This window comes from Ensifer aridi (genome assembly GCF_002078505.1).
Lineage (GTDB): Bacteria > Pseudomonadota > Alphaproteobacteria > Rhizobiales > Rhizobiaceae > Sinorhizobium > Sinorhizobium aridi.
In genome coordinates, this window is record NZ_LUAV01000022.1 from 111,486 (window position 1) to 127,301 (window position 15,816).

Annotated in this window: 15 protein-coding genes and 1 pseudogene; 7 read left to right on the forward strand and 9 right to left on the reverse strand. The window is 57.7% G+C overall.

Going from position 1 to position 15,816, the window contains the following annotated elements; translation table 11 throughout:
* Nucleotides 1-47 precede the first annotated feature (47 nt).
* Nucleotides 48-1,508, forward strand: coding sequence for an HD domain-containing protein (locus tag AYK65_RS19555; protein ID WP_081159757.1), 1,461 nt, complete (start codon nucleotides 48-50; stop codon nucleotides 1,506-1,508).
* A gap of 12 nt (nucleotides 1,509-1,520) precedes the next feature.
* On the opposite strand, the gene AYK65_RS19560 is transcribed toward AYK65_RS19555, so the two are convergent.
* The 4 genes from AYK65_RS19560 to AYK65_RS19575 are packed head-to-tail and all read right to left on the reverse strand — an operon-like array spanning nucleotide 1,521 to nucleotide 5,291.
* Nucleotides 1,521-2,204: a PIN domain-containing protein gene (locus AYK65_RS19560; RefSeq protein ID WP_210190414.1), complete on the reverse strand. Its 684-nt coding sequence runs from the start codon at nucleotides 2,202-2,204 to the stop codon at nucleotides 1,521-1,523.
* Entirely contained in the window at nucleotides 2,179-3,369 is a 1,191-nt protein-coding gene (locus AYK65_RS19565) for an XRE family transcriptional regulator (RefSeq protein ID WP_081159760.1), read from the reverse strand. The genes AYK65_RS19560 and AYK65_RS19565 overlap by 26 nt, the downstream gene beginning before the upstream one ends.
* A complete protein-coding gene (locus AYK65_RS19570) occupies nucleotides 3,353-4,744 on the reverse strand; it encodes a 7-cyano-7-deazaguanine synthase (RefSeq protein ID WP_244560031.1) in 1,392 nt (463 codons plus the stop codon). The genes AYK65_RS19565 and AYK65_RS19570 overlap by 17 nt, the downstream gene beginning before the upstream one ends.
* Nucleotides 4,728-5,291 (reverse strand): hypothetical protein, encoded by a 564-nt coding sequence (locus AYK65_RS19575; RefSeq protein WP_081159762.1) that lies wholly within the window; start codon nucleotides 5,289-5,291, stop codon nucleotides 4,728-4,730. Before AYK65_RS19575 ends, AYK65_RS19570 begins: the two co-directional genes overlap by 17 nt.
* Before the next feature lie 209 nt (nucleotides 5,292-5,500).
* On the opposite strand from AYK65_RS19575, the gene AYK65_RS19580 reads away from it, so the two are divergent.
* Nucleotides 5,501-5,962, forward strand: coding sequence for a hypothetical protein (locus AYK65_RS19580; protein ID WP_081159765.1), 462 nt, complete (start codon nucleotides 5,501-5,503; stop codon nucleotides 5,960-5,962).
* Nucleotides 5,963-6,287: 325 nt separating this feature from the next.
* Here AYK65_RS19580 and AYK65_RS19585 read toward each other — a convergent pair whose 3' ends face one another.
* Nucleotides 6,288-7,187: a LysR family transcriptional regulator gene (locus AYK65_RS19585; protein WP_081159767.1), complete on the reverse strand. Its 900-nt coding sequence runs from the start codon at nucleotides 7,185-7,187 to the stop codon at nucleotides 6,288-6,290.
* Nucleotides 7,188-7,294: 107 nt separating this feature from the next.
* On the opposite strand from AYK65_RS19585, the gene AYK65_RS19590 reads away from it, so the two are divergent.
* A complete protein-coding gene (locus AYK65_RS19590; RefSeq protein ID WP_081159770.1) occupies nucleotides 7,295-8,299 on the forward strand; it encodes an NADP-dependent oxidoreductase in 1,005 nt (334 codons plus the stop codon).
* A 103-nt stretch (nucleotides 8,300-8,402) separates the two neighbouring features.
* A pseudogene (locus AYK65_RS19595) lies at nucleotides 8,403-9,178 on the forward strand (SDR family oxidoreductase).
* Here AYK65_RS19595 and AYK65_RS19600 read toward each other — a convergent pair.
* Nucleotides 9,164-9,712 (reverse strand): LysR substrate-binding domain-containing protein, encoded by a 549-nt coding sequence (locus AYK65_RS19600; protein ID WP_338031417.1) that lies wholly within the window; start codon nucleotides 9,710-9,712, stop codon nucleotides 9,164-9,166. The pseudogene AYK65_RS19595 and the gene AYK65_RS19600 sit on opposite strands and share 15 nt — an antisense overlap.
* Between AYK65_RS19600 and AYK65_RS32495 the strand changes: the two genes are divergently transcribed.
* Nucleotides 9,636-9,818 carry a type 2 periplasmic-binding domain-containing protein gene (locus AYK65_RS32495; RefSeq protein ID WP_244560055.1) on the forward strand — a complete coding sequence of 61 codons (183 nt, stop codon included), beginning with the start codon at nucleotides 9,636-9,638 and terminating at the stop codon, nucleotides 9,816-9,818. The two genes, AYK65_RS19600 and AYK65_RS32495, sit on opposite strands and share 77 nt — an antisense overlap.
* 170 nt (nucleotides 9,819-9,988) lie before the next feature.
* Nucleotides 9,989-11,374 (forward strand): endonuclease/exonuclease/phosphatase family protein, encoded by a 1,386-nt coding sequence (locus AYK65_RS19610; protein WP_081159774.1) that lies wholly within the window; start codon nucleotides 9,989-9,991, stop codon nucleotides 11,372-11,374.
* A gap of 58 nt (nucleotides 11,375-11,432) precedes the next feature.
* On the opposite strand, the gene AYK65_RS19615 is transcribed toward AYK65_RS19610, so the two are convergent.
* The gene (locus AYK65_RS19615) at nucleotides 11,433-12,023 is read right to left on the reverse strand and encodes an SOS response-associated peptidase (RefSeq protein WP_081159775.1); all 591 of its coding nucleotides are present in this window, start codon (nucleotides 12,021-12,023) and stop codon (nucleotides 11,433-11,435) included.
* Nucleotides 12,024-12,079: 56 nt separating this feature from the next.
* Here AYK65_RS19615 and AYK65_RS19620 point away from each other — a divergent pair, with 56 nt between their 5' ends.
* Nucleotides 12,080-12,577, forward strand: a complete 498-nt coding sequence (locus AYK65_RS19620) for an SOS response-associated peptidase family protein (protein WP_081159776.1) — start codon at nucleotides 12,080-12,082, stop codon at nucleotides 12,575-12,577.
* Here the strand turns inward: AYK65_RS19620 and dinB are convergent.
* The gene (gene dinB, locus AYK65_RS19625) at nucleotides 12,574-13,698 is read right to left on the reverse strand and encodes a DNA polymerase IV (protein WP_081159779.1); all 1,125 of its coding nucleotides are present in this window, start codon (nucleotides 13,696-13,698) and stop codon (nucleotides 12,574-12,576) included. The two genes, AYK65_RS19620 and dinB, sit on opposite strands and share 4 nt — an antisense overlap.
* Nucleotides 13,691-15,205, reverse strand: coding sequence for a group II intron reverse transcriptase/maturase (ltrA, locus tag AYK65_RS19630; RefSeq protein ID WP_244560048.1), 1,515 nt, complete (start codon nucleotides 15,203-15,205; stop codon nucleotides 13,691-13,693). Before ltrA ends, dinB begins: the two co-directional genes overlap by 8 nt.
* Nucleotides 15,206-15,816 lie beyond the last annotated feature (611 nt).

Genomic DNA, 15,816 nt, shown 5'->3' on the forward strand with positions numbered 1-15,816 from the left:
GCGCCCGCGCGACCTACGGATTTTTGGAAGCACAATGGTGGGGAAATATGCAGGAGCTTTTGAATAAGGTCATCAAGGATCCGATCCACGGGTTCATCGATTTCAACGGAGCACGTGAAAACGAGCTCAAAAACCTGCTTTCCGATCCATTTTTTCAGCGTCTGCGCCGCGTGAAGCAACTCGGCTTCTCCGACTACGTCTTCCCCTCCGCCGCCCATTCCCGCTTCGCCCATTCTCTCGGCGTCTACAAGATCGCAAAGCGAATGCTGACGATTATCGAGCCCGAAGGATCAAGCGGGAATTGGTCGCAAAAGGCCGAGGCATGCCTCGCTGCTGCGCTCCTGCACGACGTGGGCCATGGGATGTTCAGCCACGCCTTCGAGAAAGCGATGGAATTCTTCCTTGCACGCAATAAGCTCGAGGATGAAAAACGAGAAAGTCTCGAAGACGCCGTCGACCATGAAAAGGTCAGCCGAAAAATCATTACCGACTCCACAATCGGCAAGGCACTGACCAATTTTGGCGGCACGGAATTCCCCGGGATGGTCCGCGACATCATCAAGAAAGCGGACAAAAACTGCATATACACATCCGTCGTTTCCAGTCAGCTGGATGCAGACAGGCTCGACTATGCTAAACGCGACGCCTATTTCGCCGGCGTGTCTTCCGGCGGCATTGACCTGGATTGGCTGCTGCGAAATCTCAAGGTGGGAGAAAACGGTGATGCGCGATTCCTCTATGTCGACAGCAAGGCGTATATCTCGCTCGAGCAGTTCACGGTGACGCTCTTCCAGCTCTATCCCACCATATATCTGCACAAGAAGACCCGCGGGCTCGAGTTCATGTTCGCCCTACTTCTGAGCAGGGTTTTCGAGCTTATTGCAGCAGATGATGTGCCTGCTACCGGCCTTTCGGATACTCACCCATTCGTTCGATTTTTCCGCGACCCAAGCAATCTCGACCACGCGCGCCTGCTGGACGACACGCTGTTTTGGGGATCGCTCCATCAATTCCGAGAGGCAAGTGACGCCTCCGTCAGCGATATCGCCACGCGGCTCTCTGATCGCAGAATCCTACCGATGGTCGATATCTGGAAAGTTGCCGACGAAGTTCTCGCCTCAAGGTCCGATATCGTCGAGCTCACCGCGAAAGCTCGCGTCGAGCGGATCGAAGCAGTATGCAAAGCTGTTGCGGCAAGACTCCAGGAGGAAACCACAATCTGGAGCGACGGCTGCTACTATGACACCTACAATCGTCCCATCTATAAGCCGATGGGTGTCGTAGGTGGCAATCCTCAGCAAATAAATGTCAGTGTTGGCGGGCAGATCCTGGACATCGCGTCCATTTCTCCCGTTGTAGCAAGCGCCGCGTCGTTCAATATCCATCGGATCTATTACGACGATCGGAAAGTCCGGAAAGTAGATGATTTGAAGAAGTTCATCCGTGAAACAGTCGACGCTGAATTGGCCCGCATTGAAGACCAGACTTCCGCCGCGGCAGGTTCTTGACCGTTAGGATTTTCAATCTCCTGTGGCCTTTTGCATGTCGTGCGTCTTAGAAAACATGAGATCCAAGCGTTCTCGTTGCTGCTTACTTTCATTCCCGAATAGATGCCGGTATCCCGGTAAACAGGTGCACTGCTTGGCACGATCATCGCCAATGATGCTGACGACTTCGGACGTGCTCTCCGGGGGAATACGCATGCGCCCGTCACGCAGCGCCAAAAAGAGCGCGTCCACCGAAAGATCAGCTCCCAAGGTGGCCGTCGTCTTCGGGTGAGACAGCAAGTCGAGCGACCATGCCGCCTCGATCCCGATGATCTCCCTGGCGCGGGTGCGGCCTCGTCGCTCGTCGATTACCGGGATGAGGCCTCGCCCCCTGGAAATTGCGATCGTCGCGGCCTCACCGTCATCAAGGGATGACGCTGCTGAAGTGAGCTCGAAGAACATTTCGAACTCCTCCTCCGACAGATCGACCAGCATGATGTGTCCAGCCGCCGAGAGTGCTTGCACAAACGCCTCCTCGCCGTTTCGGCGGCTCGTCTCGTGATCGAGCTCGCCGGCGACGATGTGTGAGACAACAATCGGATTGGGTATCGCAGCGAGCACCTCGACGCCACGCCGGCATGCGTGCAGGTTGATCAACACGCTCGTATCAAGGGCCAACGCGGCGGTCTTGTCACTCAGAATGCTTGAGTAGGTCATCCGTCTCTTTTTCCTCAAGCTCGATCTGATCGACGATCTCTCGCAGCTGAAGCCTGCTGATCTTCAGCAGTTCCGAAAGCTGACCCTCCGACATCAGCTCGCGCTTCCATGCTGCGTGGGCCATCAGGCTCATCCGATGTGAGATCAGCCGATCTGCATCCGCCTTGCCGGCATCGCGCCGATCGGTCGCGCTGCCAAGCACTTCACGGGCGTGGTCATCCGTGATGCCGCCGTTGTTTTCGAACCAGGACCAGGTTCCCTTTTTTACAAGGCCCAGCTCTTCTAAGCGGAGAACGCAGGCCTGGCGGGAGATGCCATACTGGTCAGCGAGGAGGATGATGAGCCGGCGCGTCGTTTTGCCAGTGATCTCCTTGAGCTGGCGGAAGCTCTCGCCAAAACTATCCGCCGGCGTCATGAAGGCGCGGCCGAAAGAATTTGCATAACGCTCGTCCCGCGAGAGAAATTTCTCGTCTTCCTCCAGAACCTCCGGCATACGCCGCGTCCCGTAGAAATGCCCGGTTTCGTGCGCGGCGGTCTGAACTCGTCGAGGGAGCGGATGGTTCGCATTAAGCAGAATGCATGCCCCGACGTTGTCGTCGTAGGTGAAGAGACCTGCGACCCGTGAACGCGAGGACAGCCGCCGCTGGTAGAGGCGAATTCCGAGCCCGTGCTCAATGACGGAAAAAATATCGGCGATAGGACCCGACCCTAGCCCCAGCCAATCTCGAAGCTCCCTCGCATGAGCCTCGCCCAACATTGCTGCGTCGCCTTCGTTTAGGCCTCGCTCAGGCGGATAGTTGTGCCGGCGTTGGATCCCGAGAATATTCTCCAGTTCGACGTCGGCCTTGATAAGGTCATTGAAGAGCCGGATGGCCTCTATCGTATGTTCGTCCTCCGCCTCCCGAAGCTTTCGAAATCGTGGCACCAGATCCGTATGAACAGCCTCGCGACGCAATAGCGCGTTGACCGATACGCCATAGTGGCGGGCCAAAGTCTGGATCTCCTGGATCCGTACCCGTCGTGCACCCTTTTCGATCGAGACAAGGGTCGGGCGGGAGACGCCAATGAATTGCGCGGCGTCGTCTTGGCGAACGTCGGCATTCTCGCGGGCGATCCGGAGTCGGCGGCCGATCTCCTGCGCACTCAGCTCATTTAAAGCGGTCATGGCGACCTCCGTCCAGCCAACTTTTCAGGAAGCTTCCGTCACCTTGCGCGGACAAAAAGGCCCGCCATTCTTTGGCATGCGTCATCAACATCAGTCTCAAGTTTCGAAGGGTCTGCTCATAAGCCTCACCAGTCGCCGCCGCAATCTGCGAGGCAAAAGGGCGCAATGCTGTGTCGGGCAGCTCAGCCATCTCGGCGAGATGTTGAAGATGGCGCGCTCCAACACTCCCATACTCGATCATGATATCGCGATCGGCATCTGCTGCGATTTTCGAAAGGGCTGCCTCAATCTCAACGACAGCGAGATCCGCGATAACATAGGTGTCTTCAGGCTCGACGACTTCCGCTGCGTAAAGGCTCATCCGGCGCAGAAGGCACGCCGCGCAGAGCCCGCATTGCCGGCGCCGCTCAGCATTGACGATCCTGCGCGTTTGCCAGCAGGAGCGAGTGTGAACGAGGTACTCTTTCTTTTTACCGGGCAAGCCGAGGAACGCCGTCAGGGTCTCCCCTTTCGTGGACCAAAGCCGTGGTTGTTCAAACCTGATGTTGGTCCCGAGAAGGGCGCGCGTGAACCGCTCCATTTTTCTGAAGAACGTCGGGAAATTTCGGTAGTCGGTATAGATATTGTAAAGCGGCACGAGCACCGGCCCGAGCGCGCCTTGGCCACTCTCGGGAACCACGATCCTGGTTATATTCGACAGGTGCGAGGCGATCGTCGCGATAGCCGCAAACTGAAATCCGCGTGATCGGAAGCTGCTCTCCTTGCCCTTAAAGCCCTTCACCCTGAAAGGGATCTGCGTGAAGTAGCTGTCACCATCCATCCTGCGCTGTTTGGTGCCGGCAACGCGAATACACAACGCCTCGGCAGGCGCTCCGCTGAGCGCTGAGACAGCGCGTGAATCCAATCCGTTGCTGTAGGCAATTGCGAAGGTCTTGGCCTGATCAAAGACGAGTGGCATCTGCCGCGATCCGATCGGCGAGTTATCAGTGGCTTTGACAAAGGTGAATTGCCAACTGTCGCCTGTAAGAAAGTTCATTGCGCTGCGGAGCGACGATTGAACTTCGGGCCTTGACCAGGAATCGTCGTCGATGACGGGGACGGTAATGTGCAGTTTACGCAGCCACGACGTTGGCCGCTTCCAACGACGATCGGCAAATTCGATTGCGGCCGCCACCACCATCAAGTCGTAGTGCTTTGCGGCAAAGCCCTTCACATCGAAGGTATCGAGAATATCAGGGACGAACCTGATATGTTTTCCAATTTCGGCGAACACCAGATTTTGCGACGTGGGACCTCCGGCGCGCTGACCTTTTTCAAGTGCGAGAAGGTGCTTTTCTTGATGGACGTCCGGGCCCGTTTCAGTCATCTGGTCCATCATTCACATCCTTGCGCGCGGTCCGGCGGAACGCGTTTTTGTTGCCGTTCTCGAGCGCCGCACAAACGCTTCCGACGTCTATGGCAGCGAAGGTTTCTCGGTTTCGCTGTAAGCCTTTCGAAAAGTCCGACCGGCTCATGTCGCCGACATCACGCGCTCGGATACATTCTTCGTCTATGCGGTTCTTGGCATTCGCGAGGATTTCACCGACGGCTTGCTTGAGAGCTAAATCGAGTGACTTCCGTTCAGGCATCCCTTCCCTCAGGTTGCACAGAAGGCTTCGCTCCAACGCGTCGCCGAGCGTCGACCGTTCGTTGTTGTCAAATATCGTTTCAGTAGCCGCGACGGAATCGAGATCCATCTGTTCACGCGAGGCGCGAGCGTCGAGCTCACCGTAGAGCCGATCGAATACCTTAATATCGCCAAGAACGCTGTGGCAGGCCTGCTTGACACGTTCGTCTTGGGAAACTGCGTCGCTGACGAGGTCCTGGCCGTACTGCTTCCATCTCTTGGTCAATGCAGAATTTCGGAAAGGGCCATCAGTCATCGTCGCCTCCAATGTTTGCAATATCGCTTTAAAGTCTGACAAAGTCAACATACGATATAAAAAAACTGACATTATGACGTTGCAGCTTGAAGTCGCAGCCTGCGGTGAGCATTTCAGGAGAGGCTCGCGTCGCGCCAGCCTTCGCTATTAACTGCTTGCACCGCTTAAGTACTGAACGAAATTATGTTTATGGCTAGGAGGAATTTCAAATGTGGACAGACGTCAATTTTGGTAAGTGGAGAGACAAAGGCAAAACGCTGCCGCAGGTTCTGGTTGCGGATCCCGACTGGTTCTTTTGGGCGCTGGATGAAGGTGCATTTAAAGGGGCGCTTGCGACGCAGGCACAGAAGCTGGCGCGTCGGGCCCGGGCTATAAAACTACCGTCAGCGCTGGCGGGCACGCATTGCGTCCAACACTGGATCTCGCACGAGGGGAAATATGCGCATTTCGACCTTATTGAATCAGACCAAGGGCCGCATCATGGCTCCAGCACCGAAGTGCGCCGATCCACCCTCAATATGGAGTTCCCACGTGGGATCAAGCACTACGACAAGCTAGGGTGTAAGCAACTAATGAAAAGCTTCAAACATCACTGGTTTGAAGGAAAGCCTTTGACCAAGGCAAAAGTAGAAGCGTTCTTTGATGATGCGGCGAACTTTGAAAACCCATAGACCACGGACGCAGCTGAGCGTCTCAAATGATTGAGGAGACTGAGAAATTTAAGGCGAAGGACTTCTGTAACAGCGGGGTAGCTGGTTCATATCCCTTCAACTGCAAAACAGATGTCGGATGGCGGGGTCGCAGGTTCTGCTCCCATCAATGGCATGATCTGCGAAATTGCTGTCTGGTCAATTTGGTAGGCGACCTAATGGTCGCTGACTTCCGCAAATGGGCCCAATGCGGACATCCACGCAGGGCGAAAAGCAACTCCTGACGTTCGATCAATAACGAGTTCAGCCGCGAAATTTCGTAAGTTGGGTAATCATCTCGCGGCACTCACGAGCGAAGTCTTGCCTGTACTAAGACCTCGTTGAGATAGTCGATGAACACCCTGATTTTTCGTGGTGTGTGCCTTCTTTGCGCATGGAACGCGAATATCGGCTGCTCGTCAGGTTCATGGTCTGCTAGCAAGCGGACTAGGCGTCCCTCTGCAATGTCCGAGGCGACGACGAAATCCGGTAATAGGGAGTAGCCCCATCCGGTGAGGCATGCGTTCCTAACGGCCCGCGCCGAGTTCATAATGAGATGTTGCGGCACTTCGAAATCTACCGCCTGGCCATCAACGAGAAAGCGTTGTGTCCGGCCCCATTCGCCGCTGACTTGAGTGATAGCTGGCCAGCCTTTCAGCGCCTCGAGCGATGCTGGTGTGCCATGCCTCTCGCAGAATTCTTTCGTTGCGACGATTACGATCTTCTGCGTGAAAATCTTTTGTGCGATCAGCGACGAATCGATCAAGGGGCCCACCCGGATGGCGATATCGAAATGCTCGCCTATGAGGTCGACCAGACGATTGCCGAAATCGATCGAGACGTCGACATGCGGGAAGCGGCTCTTGAACTCCGGCATCAGCGGGGCAATGCATTCGCTTCCGAAGGCGGTCACGCAGGAGACGCGCAAATGGCCCTTCGGGGTCTCTTGGCGTTCTCGGACGGCGTTCCGCATTTGATCAAGCTCCTCGACCAGGCCGGAGCTTTTCGCGACGAATTCGGCCCCCGCATCGGTCAAACTCAACTGTCGCGTTGTCCGGTTAAAAAGCCGAGCGCCCAGATCGGCCTCCAAATCCGCGATGATGCGGCTGACCGAAGGAGCCGACAAACCCAATTCTCGGCTCGCCGAAGAGAAGCTTCCATGTCGCGCGACAGCGACAGCTGTCCGCATGGCCTCAACGAAATCCATCCACCATTCTTTCGGAATTCAAAACAATGTTTCTCACCCTTCGCCTATTATCACGTGCGGCGAGTTGATGCATCAGTTTGTGACAGTTGGAAATCCGGAGCAAAGACATGGAAACAAATCCTAGCTGGACTCTGCGGAGCTATCCCTCGGCGATGCCGACGGTGGAGAACTGGGTCTTGGAAGATCGGCCAATCCCAACGCCCGCCCCAGGAGAGTTGCTGGTGAAAACACTTTGGCTCTCAGTTGATCCCTACATGAGGGGCCGGATCAGTCCCGCGAAAAACTATGCCAGCGGTTTCAAGCTCGGTGATCTGATGTACGGAGGTGGCGTCGGTGAGGTCGTCAGGTCGGAGTCTTCCGACTTCAAGCCGGGCGACGTCGTCATGAGCGACTACTTCGGATGGCAGCCGTTCAGCGTTATCCCGAGCCAGTCGGCCAAACGGATAACGAACTCGGACGCGCCCGTGCAGGCTTCGTTGAGTTATCTCGGAATGCCGGGTCTCACCGCGTATTTCTCCCTTCTCAGGACTGGAGCCGCCAAACAGGGAGAGACCGTCCTTATCTCCGCGGCTTCGGGTGCCGTCGGGCAAATCGCCGGACAGATAGCTCGGATTAAAGGTTGCGATCCCGTCGCTGTTGCGGGCTCCGACGAGAAGCTCGCATGGTGCCAAGAGCTTGGGTACCGTGCTGGAATCAACCACAGGACTTCGAAAGACTTGGTGGCGGACGTGGCCGCTGCTTGTCCGAATGGAATCGATGTCTTCCTGGACAACACTGCAGGCCCCATCCACGACGCCGCCATGCTGAACCTCAACGTCTTCGGCAGGGTGGCGATAGTCGGGACGATCGCCTTGGCCGACCGTTTCGACCAGCCTGACGTCGGACTTCGGCACTTGCGCAAGACGTTGATCACGCGCGCCCGGATCGAGGGATTCTTGCTAGACGATTTCGCGGCCGATTATGCGTCCGCACTGGCTGATCTGCTTTCCTGGTACAAACAGGGCCTGCTTCAAACCCGCGAGGATGTCGCGGTTGGAATCGAATCCGTCCCTCACGCCTTCGTCCGGATGCTGAAGGGAGAAAACTTCGGGAAGCAACTCATCAAGCTCTGAGATCGGCAGACGGCGTTGCCGAGGCAGATCGCTATCCGTTGCCGGACTTGCGCGACCTCCTCAAGTCGTGAATGCTTCGGCGGGTTTGAACCGGGGGACCAACATGGACTTGGGTATCGACGGAAAACGGGCGCTGGTCCTCGGCGGTACGAAAGGTCTCGGCTGGGCCACGGCAGAGGCGCTTGCGAACGAAGGTGCTGTCGTGGGCATCACCGGACGGGACGCGTCTGCCGCCGAGCGTCAGGCTCAAGGCCTTGGGCCCGAGGCTCGGGGATTTGGCCTTGACCTTTCGCGACCTGATCAGATCGATCTCTTCGTTCGCGAAGTGGCCGATAGTCTCGGCGCGCCGGATATCCTCGTCCTCAATGGAGGCGGGCCTCCACCTTCGCCGCCATGCCTGTCGATCCTGACTTCTGGCGCAGACAATTCGAAACGATGTTCGTCGGGCTTACGCGCATCGCCGACTACTATTTGCCGGGAATGCTCGAACGCGGTTGGGGCCGTATTATCATCGTCAGTTCGACGAGCATCTGCGAGCCCCTCGCAGGACTGACAGCGTCGAACGCACTTCGCGCTGAGGTGGCGGGCTGGGCCAAGACACTCGCCGGAGAGGTCGCCGAAAGAGGCGTCACGGTGAACGTGGTTATGCCCGGTAGCATGGCGACCGACAGGCTCGTATCTCTCGATGCTCGTGAAGCGCAGCGTCGAGGCATTTCCATTGAGGAGGTCTCCGCGCGTAATCAAGCTGAAATCCCAGCCCGTCGATATGGCCGCCCTGAGGAATTCGGGTCGGTGATCGCTTTTCTCGCAAGCGAACAGGCTTCGTATGTAACAGGAGTCTCGATTCCGGTGGACGGCGGCGCGCTACGGTCCCTGTGAGGAGATGTACTTGGGACGGTCGGATTTCATCCCAACGCGCCTAAGCCCCGACCCCTCTGTAAGCCACTCCACGAATACCGAGAGCCTCGCGCAGCGGCGTTTCCCCGGTGGAAAAACGATATTGAATGGAAGAGCCGGCCGCCACCACGTCTGAAGAATTTCGACCAGTTCACCCGACCTCAGATAATCTTCGAGCAGACGCGCCGTGAACTGACCCACACCGAAACCTTCTCGGATCATCAGGAGCTGAGTTTCACCGTCGTTGGTCGAATAGGCGCACTCGCTGACCTCGATCCGTTCATCACCGAGTTGGAACACCATGGGCGATAATCGCTCGGTCGAGGCCGAGAAGTGTCCAACACAGGTATGCTCCGACCGCAGCTCCTGCGGAGACGCGGGCGTCCCATGCCGGGCGAGATAAGCCGCGGAAGCGTACGTGCCGTAACCGACGTATATCGTGCATGACGACCTCGCGGCAGGAAGGCTCATCCGTGTTCTGGACGAATGGGAACTGCCTCGCCTTACAATGAACATCGCCTTTCCTACGAGAGCCAACATGGCGGCGAAGACGAGGCTGTTTATCGAGTTCCTCGTGCAGGAATTCAAGGATCGTGACTATGAGGCGGAATGGACTCGATGACGGGGCGAGGCAGGCGTTTGTCGCCCTCGACGTCTCCTCGACCGTCGGGGCGGCGGACCCGACTCAAATCAGTGGGACGTCTCTTGCAACTTTAAGCGGTTAGGGTTTCACTCGTGAACTTAATCCAGAGGCTGATCGTCCTTGCTGGAAGTGGGAGGGGAAGAAAACAGATGCCGTTCTATAGCCGACTTCGCAAGAGCTTTGCCGCAGGGTCCGCAGAAGAGGTGACCCGTAAGCGCACCATCGCGGGATTACGTCGTCTTCGGACAGCGCTCGCCGAACACTTCCCGAGAGAGAGCGACCGGATGACCACGGTCCGTATTGGCACTTGGAATATCCGGGAATTCGGAAATACCACACATGGTGGCCGTGATTCCTATGAGCCGCTTTATTACATGGCGGAGATCATCTCGAACTTCGATATTGCCGCCATTCAAGAGGTGCGCGATGACATGCGAGAGTTCCTCCAACTGCGGCAGATCTTAGGTCCTGATTGGGATTACATCGCCACCGACGTGACTGACCACGGTGCCGGCAATAGCGAGCGTATGGTTTTTCTGTTCAACCGCAACCGCGTGCGGTTCCGCAATATCGCGGGTGAGTTGACGCTCCCCGATGGAAAGAAAGTGCTCGCCAGCTTTGGTGAGCGTATCAGACTGGAAAATGGGATAAAACTGAAACTACCAGATGGCGTCGACCTCTCCGGTATCTACGCCGCTACCTCTGAGGCAAAGGATAGTGGTGCGATCACCCTCGCGGAGGATGTCGAGATTCCCCTGCCGGCTGGCTCGTCGCTGGCGCTGCCGGAAGGCAGTGCGTTGGCCGTGACCAAGGGCACGAAGGTGACCCGGCCGGCGGACACCAGGGGCAAGGTCAATATAGACGTCCCCGTGGGCACGGTCGACGGAAAGAGGTTCCGTCTGCGCTTTCCTGGCGAGGCGCTCGACGAAAGCTTCAAGCAGTTTGCCCGGACGCCCTTCATGGTCAGCTTTCAAGCGGGCTGGATGAAGATCGATTTGGCCACGGTTCACATCTTCTTCGGAAATAATGAAGACGCGAAACTACTTGCTCAGCGCAGGCGCGAGATAGCACGACTAACCGAGGCACTCGGCGAGCGGGCTGAACGGGAAATGGAAAGCGATCCAGACAATCCCGTGCTGACGGCTGTACTTGGCGACTTCAACATCATCAGCGCCGAGCATGAGACGATGAAAGCCCTGGAAGACCATGGGTTCGAAGTTCCCGAAGCCATCCGTGCGATTCCTGGATCCAATGTGCCTCAGGACAAGGCGTATGATCAAATCGCTTTCTGGCAACCCAAGCGCGACCGCGGCTATGTCCGAGTCGATGTCCGCGGCGCTGGCGTCTTCGATTTTTACGACCACGTCTACCGGCTAGACCAACGCGACATGTATCAGCCGGAGCGAAGCGAAGGATCGTACAAGATGTGGCGGACCTATAAGATGAGCGATCACCTGCCAATGTGGATCGAGCTCAGCAGTGATTTTTCGGATGCTTATCTTGATGCGTGTGATGCTACCCAACCGACGGAGTGATATCGGCAAATTATGGGTGGGATTAGTGGGGTTTGCACTTGTTTGAGCACGACAGGCTCTAGCCAACCTGCTCCACTGTCAACGTCCCCGCTGGAAGGGGCTTGATCAGAGATTTCGCTGAGATGGTCGGATCGAGCCAATCGGCCCAGGCGTTCCGCTCCAGAACGACAATCTGCCGGTCGTGATACGGCGCAATGTCCGGACCCGGTTCCATTGTCAGCATGGTGAAAGCTTGGCCAACCTCCGGCGTGTCGCGCCAGATTCCGGCAATGCAGAAGATCGGCTCGTCCTTCTTGGTGAACAGCCACTTGTCCTTGCGCTTCTTTTTCGGATCCTTCGGATCGGTGAACTCGTAGAAGCCATCGGCAATGATCAGGCAGCGATTGGAACTGAACTCCCGGCCTTCCGACCGAAAATTATAGACCGGCCGCTTGTTCGGCCCCGGCCAGCTCCAGCGCCGCTGCACCAGCTCGGCCTCATCGCGAACGCCGTCGATCGTTCTGACGATTGGACCGATATCGGTGATCTTGATGTCCTCACGCGCTTCCAGGTTCGGCGCGCCCTCGCCGAAGCGGATCTTGATCTTCAGGTCGGCGAAGTCCTCGACGATCGAGGCGACATCCACCATCAGCCGATAATCATTGCACATGCGTCCTCCGTCTCAGTCTGGTTGTCTCTCGATGATGTTCCTGATATGTTCTATCTATGACGAGTGCGACCGTTTTCCAGTCCGACGCCCCGCTTGATGAGCGCCGCATCATCATAAGGCGCCATCACGGCGATGTGGAGATGGTGGAACTGCCGTGGGGGCTGCGTCCACGCGACGGCGATGCGCGCGCCGTCCACGTCGTTCGATCGGAAGGAACGACGTTTCCCACCCATCGTTGTCTCGTGCCCGCTTCCGAGTTTCGCCATAGGAGCTTTAGCTTCTCGCTCGCGAACGGCGACTGGTTCTATTTCGCGGGGGTCTGGCGGTCGGCGATCGGGGATTGGCCGGAGGCTTACGCCATTCTGACAATCGAGGCGAATGCCGATCTCGCGCCGTTTCACGATCGGCAGATGGCGGTGTTGACACGCGATCAACGCATGGCCTGGCTCGACGGAGTTGTGCCTGAAGATGAAATCCTGCGCCCGCTGCCGGCAGGGACCTTCCGGGTCAAGCGCCACTCGATCGATCCAGCCCAGCCGACGCTGGCGGTTTAAAGCGCCAGCCGCAATTGCGGCGCCACTTCAGAGGTTCGCCGTTCCAGTGATGACAGCGTGACGCCGAGCAGGCGGATTCCCTTGCGCGGCGGAAAGATCGGCGCGAGAAGCAGGTCGACCACCTCCTCGAGATCGGTAATCGCCGGCAGAGGCGCCGCAACCGTCTTGCTTCGCGTGATCTGGCTGAAGTCAGCATATTTGACCTTGAGCGTCACCGTCTTGGCGCCGATTTCATTGGCCTCGCAGTAACTCCAGACCTTCTCGATCAGCGGCTGAAGCCCTTCCCGTGCCGGCTCAAAGGAGTGTATGTCCTCGGAAAACGTGTCTTCCGCGCCGACGGATTTGCGCACCCGGTCCGACTTGACCTGGCGATTGTCGACGCCGCGGGCGATCCCATAGAAATATGGCCCCGATTTCCCGAAATGTTCCACCAGAAACTCGAGTGTCTTGTCCTTGAGGTCTGCGCCCGTCTCGATGCCGAGCCGATGCATCTTTTCGGCGGTTGCGGGGCCTACGCCATGGAATTTCTTGACGGGGAGGGCCTCGACGAAGGCCGGCCCGTTCTTCGGCGTGATGACAGCCTGACCGTTGGGCTTGTTCAGGTCGGATGCCATCTTTGCCAGGAACTTGTTGTAGGAAATCCCGGCCGACGCATTGAGGCCGGTGACCTGCTTGATCTTCGCTCGGATCTCCGCGGCAATCTCGGTGGCGATCTCCATGCCCTTCAGGTTTTCGGTGACGTCGAGGTAGGCTTCGTCGAGCGAGAGTGGTTCGATGTCAGGCGTGTATTCGGCGAAGATCGCGCGGATCTGCAGCGAGACGGCCTTGTAGACGTCAAAACGCGGTCTGACGAAGATGAGGTCGGGGCATTTGCGCTTGGCGGTCACCGAAGGCATCGCCGAGTGAACGCCGAACTTGCGTGCCTCGTAGTTGGCGGCAGCCACCACGCCGCGGGCGGCAGGATAGCCGACGGCAACCGGCAGGCCCCTGAGTTCCGGATTGTCGCGCTGCTCGACCGACGCATAAAAGGGTAGAGTAGGCGGTGAGCGCCTAACCCGCCTCGCGGCGGGCGGTTTCTCACCGCCTCTCGCCGAACCGGACGTGCGCCTTTCGTTACGCATCCGGCTCTCCAGAAGACATGGCAAATGCAGGCGTTTTCATCCAGCCAAGCAAGAACCGACTGATAGGAGTCCAAGCAAGAATATATTGCTCGTGGAGACCCTCTCGCCAGACGCGTCTTGTCGGGCGGCGACGGCTCGGCCCGAAGGACCGCATTATGTCGCGTACCCGAGCTTTTCGGCGCTTCTTGCGAAGCCAGCGCCAGATACGGCGTGTCACGAACCAGTCTATGGCCGTAAACACTTTCCCGGCTCGGGCGCAGTGGCGATAGTAGCCAGTCCAGCCTCGAAGGATAGAGTTCAGTTCATCGAGCTTCCGCCCAAGAGGCACCAAGTTCTTGTCCACCTTGGTGAGGACCTTTATCTTGTGGCGCAGATCAGCAGATTTTGCTTTGGGTATCTCGATACGGGGGAAATATCCGTATCGTTTGTCCCAGCGCATGGCGACGTGAAATCCGAGAAACTCGAACCCTTCCGTCACAGCCGTGATCCTGGTCTTTTCCGGTGACAGTTCGAGACCGGTCATCCGCCGAAGGTAATCCGCCAGTGCGGACTTCTCCGCGATGGCATCTTCCTTCGAGCCTGAAACCAACACGACAAAGTCATCGGCATATCGGATAGGGAAGAACACACAGCGTCCTAGCCGGCGATCCCGTCCTCGTGCGCCAAGTGCCGCCGCTGCCCCGTCGCCGAGGCGGCGGTTCCGGAGTTTCGAACGGTGATAGGTCCATCTCTCGTAGCGTTCCTCGATCGCGCTCAGCGCGATGTTGGCCAGCAACGGGGAGATGATCCCTCCCTGTGGCGTGCCGTTGTCCGTGCGCAGGAATTGGTCCTCCGCTAGGACACCGGCCTTGAGGAACTGCCCCACCAACCCCGTCACCCGCCGGTCGGCCACGCGAGCGCGCAGTCTGTCCATGAGATGATGGTGATTGATGTTGTCGAAACAGCCCTTTATGTCGCCCTCGATTATCCAGTTGTATGGCATTTGGTGCCGTCGGCTATCCGCTTCCCGCTTGCGCGGTTGGAGAGATAGCCGGATATGCTCCAAGGCCCCATGCGTGCTTTTTCCGGGCCGAAACCCGTAGGAGACAGGCCAGAATTGGGCCTCGAAGATTGGCTCGAGAACTGCTTTGACCGCGCCTTGGACGACGCGATCCCTCACCGTGGGAATGCCCAAGGGTCGGAATTGCCCCGGTTTGCCCGGCTTGGGGATGAGCTTCCGCCGTGATGGACTCGGTCGGTATGCGCCAGAGCGCAATTCCCGCCGAATTCCATCAAGAAACGCTTGTTCACCGATCCTTTGCCGGACGCGGTCCACGGTGATCCCGTCGACTCCGGCGGAGCGCCTACCTTTGTTGGTCGAAACGCGCCGCCAGGCATGACGGATCATGCGGGCGTCTGTAAGCCACCCCCAGAGATCGCGCCACGCTTCGTCGGGGTTTGCCTTGCTCTGCTGGTAAAGTTTGCGTTGAACGCCGAGTACCCAAGCCTCATCGGCCTGATAATCCATGTCCACAGATTGCTTCTCCGTCGTGCAAACCTACCGTCTTCCTGCTTTCCTTCGCCCTGTGCGCGGTTTTCCCGCACTCCGACTACTACGAAAGCTCCGCCCTCGGTGTCGTCCGTCTCCTGCCGTCGAGGCTAGCCCGGTTCCGTGCCGGGCAGACGATCCGAATTCCCGTGTTCCGATTTCCAACCTTTGTGCCGTTAGACGGTGAGCTCTACCCCTGGCGATACTGGGAACAGGCTGAGAGAGCCGTTCCTGTCCCGGACACGATACTCGTGCCCAGCAGCAGAGATGGACTGAACCCTGCCGCTTCGGATCGTGTTACCTCCGGTGCCATCACACCAGCGGAGGCGGTATGGATAAATACAGAGGCTTCCGGCGCTCACTTCGTTGTCTCGTCATAGACACTGCGGTAGCCCGGCCTGCGAGTGGTGGCTCGCACCCGGTACATTTAAGGCCGATCTGCTTATGACACCCAACCGGCGACGCCCGGTCGAGCTTCTCGGCCCCCTTTCGGCTGTTGCTCTTACAGTCAAGACGGCATTTCAGCCGTCGGTCGAAAATCAGCAAGCTTGAGAGATGATGTCTAAGTCATATTTCACCCTCTCTCGCGC

Bases quoted from the DNA above. Each gene is read 5' to 3' on its own strand.
- AYK65_RS19555 (WP_081159757.1), top strand. From the start codon at position 48: ATGCAGGAGCTTTTGAATAAGGTCATCAAGGATCCGATCCACGGGTTC.
- AYK65_RS19560 (WP_210190414.1), bottom strand. From the start codon at position 2,204: ATGACCTACTCAAGCATTCTGAGTGACAAGACCGCCGCGTTGGCCCTT.
- AYK65_RS19565 (WP_081159760.1), bottom strand. From the start codon at position 3,369: ATGACCGCTTTAAATGAGCTGAGTGCGCAGGAGATCGGCCGCCGACTC.
- AYK65_RS19570 (WP_244560031.1), bottom strand. From the start codon at position 4,744: ATGGACCAGATGACTGAAACGGGCCCGGACGTCCATCAAGAAAAGCAC.
- AYK65_RS19575 (WP_081159762.1), bottom strand. From the start codon at position 5,291: ATGACTGATGGCCCTTTCCGAAATTCTGCATTGACCAAGAGATGGAAG.
- AYK65_RS19580 (WP_081159765.1), top strand. From the start codon at position 5,501: ATGTGGACAGACGTCAATTTTGGTAAGTGGAGAGACAAAGGCAAAACG.
- AYK65_RS19585 (WP_081159767.1), bottom strand. From the start codon at position 7,187: ATGGATTTCGTTGAGGCCATGCGGACAGCTGTCGCTGTCGCGCGACAT.
- AYK65_RS19590 (WP_081159770.1), top strand. From the start codon at position 7,295: ATGGAAACAAATCCTAGCTGGACTCTGCGGAGCTATCCCTCGGCGATG.
- AYK65_RS19600 (WP_338031417.1), bottom strand. From the start codon at position 9,712: ATGTTCATTGTAAGGCGAGGCAGTTCCCATTCGTCCAGAACACGGATG.
- AYK65_RS19610 (WP_081159774.1), top strand. From the start codon at position 9,989: ATGCCGTTCTATAGCCGACTTCGCAAGAGCTTTGCCGCAGGGTCCGCA.
- AYK65_RS19615 (WP_081159775.1), bottom strand. From the start codon at position 12,023: ATGTGCAATGATTATCGGCTGATGGTGGATGTCGCCTCGATCGTCGAG.
- AYK65_RS19620 (WP_081159776.1), top strand. From the start codon at position 12,080: ATGACGAGTGCGACCGTTTTCCAGTCCGACGCCCCGCTTGATGAGCGC.
- dinB (WP_081159779.1), bottom strand. From the start codon at position 13,698: ATGCGTAACGAAAGGCGCACGTCCGGTTCGGCGAGAGGCGGTGAGAAA.
- ltrA (WP_244560048.1), bottom strand. From the start codon at position 15,205: ATGGATTATCAGGCCGATGAGGCTTGGGTACTCGGCGTTCAACGCAAA.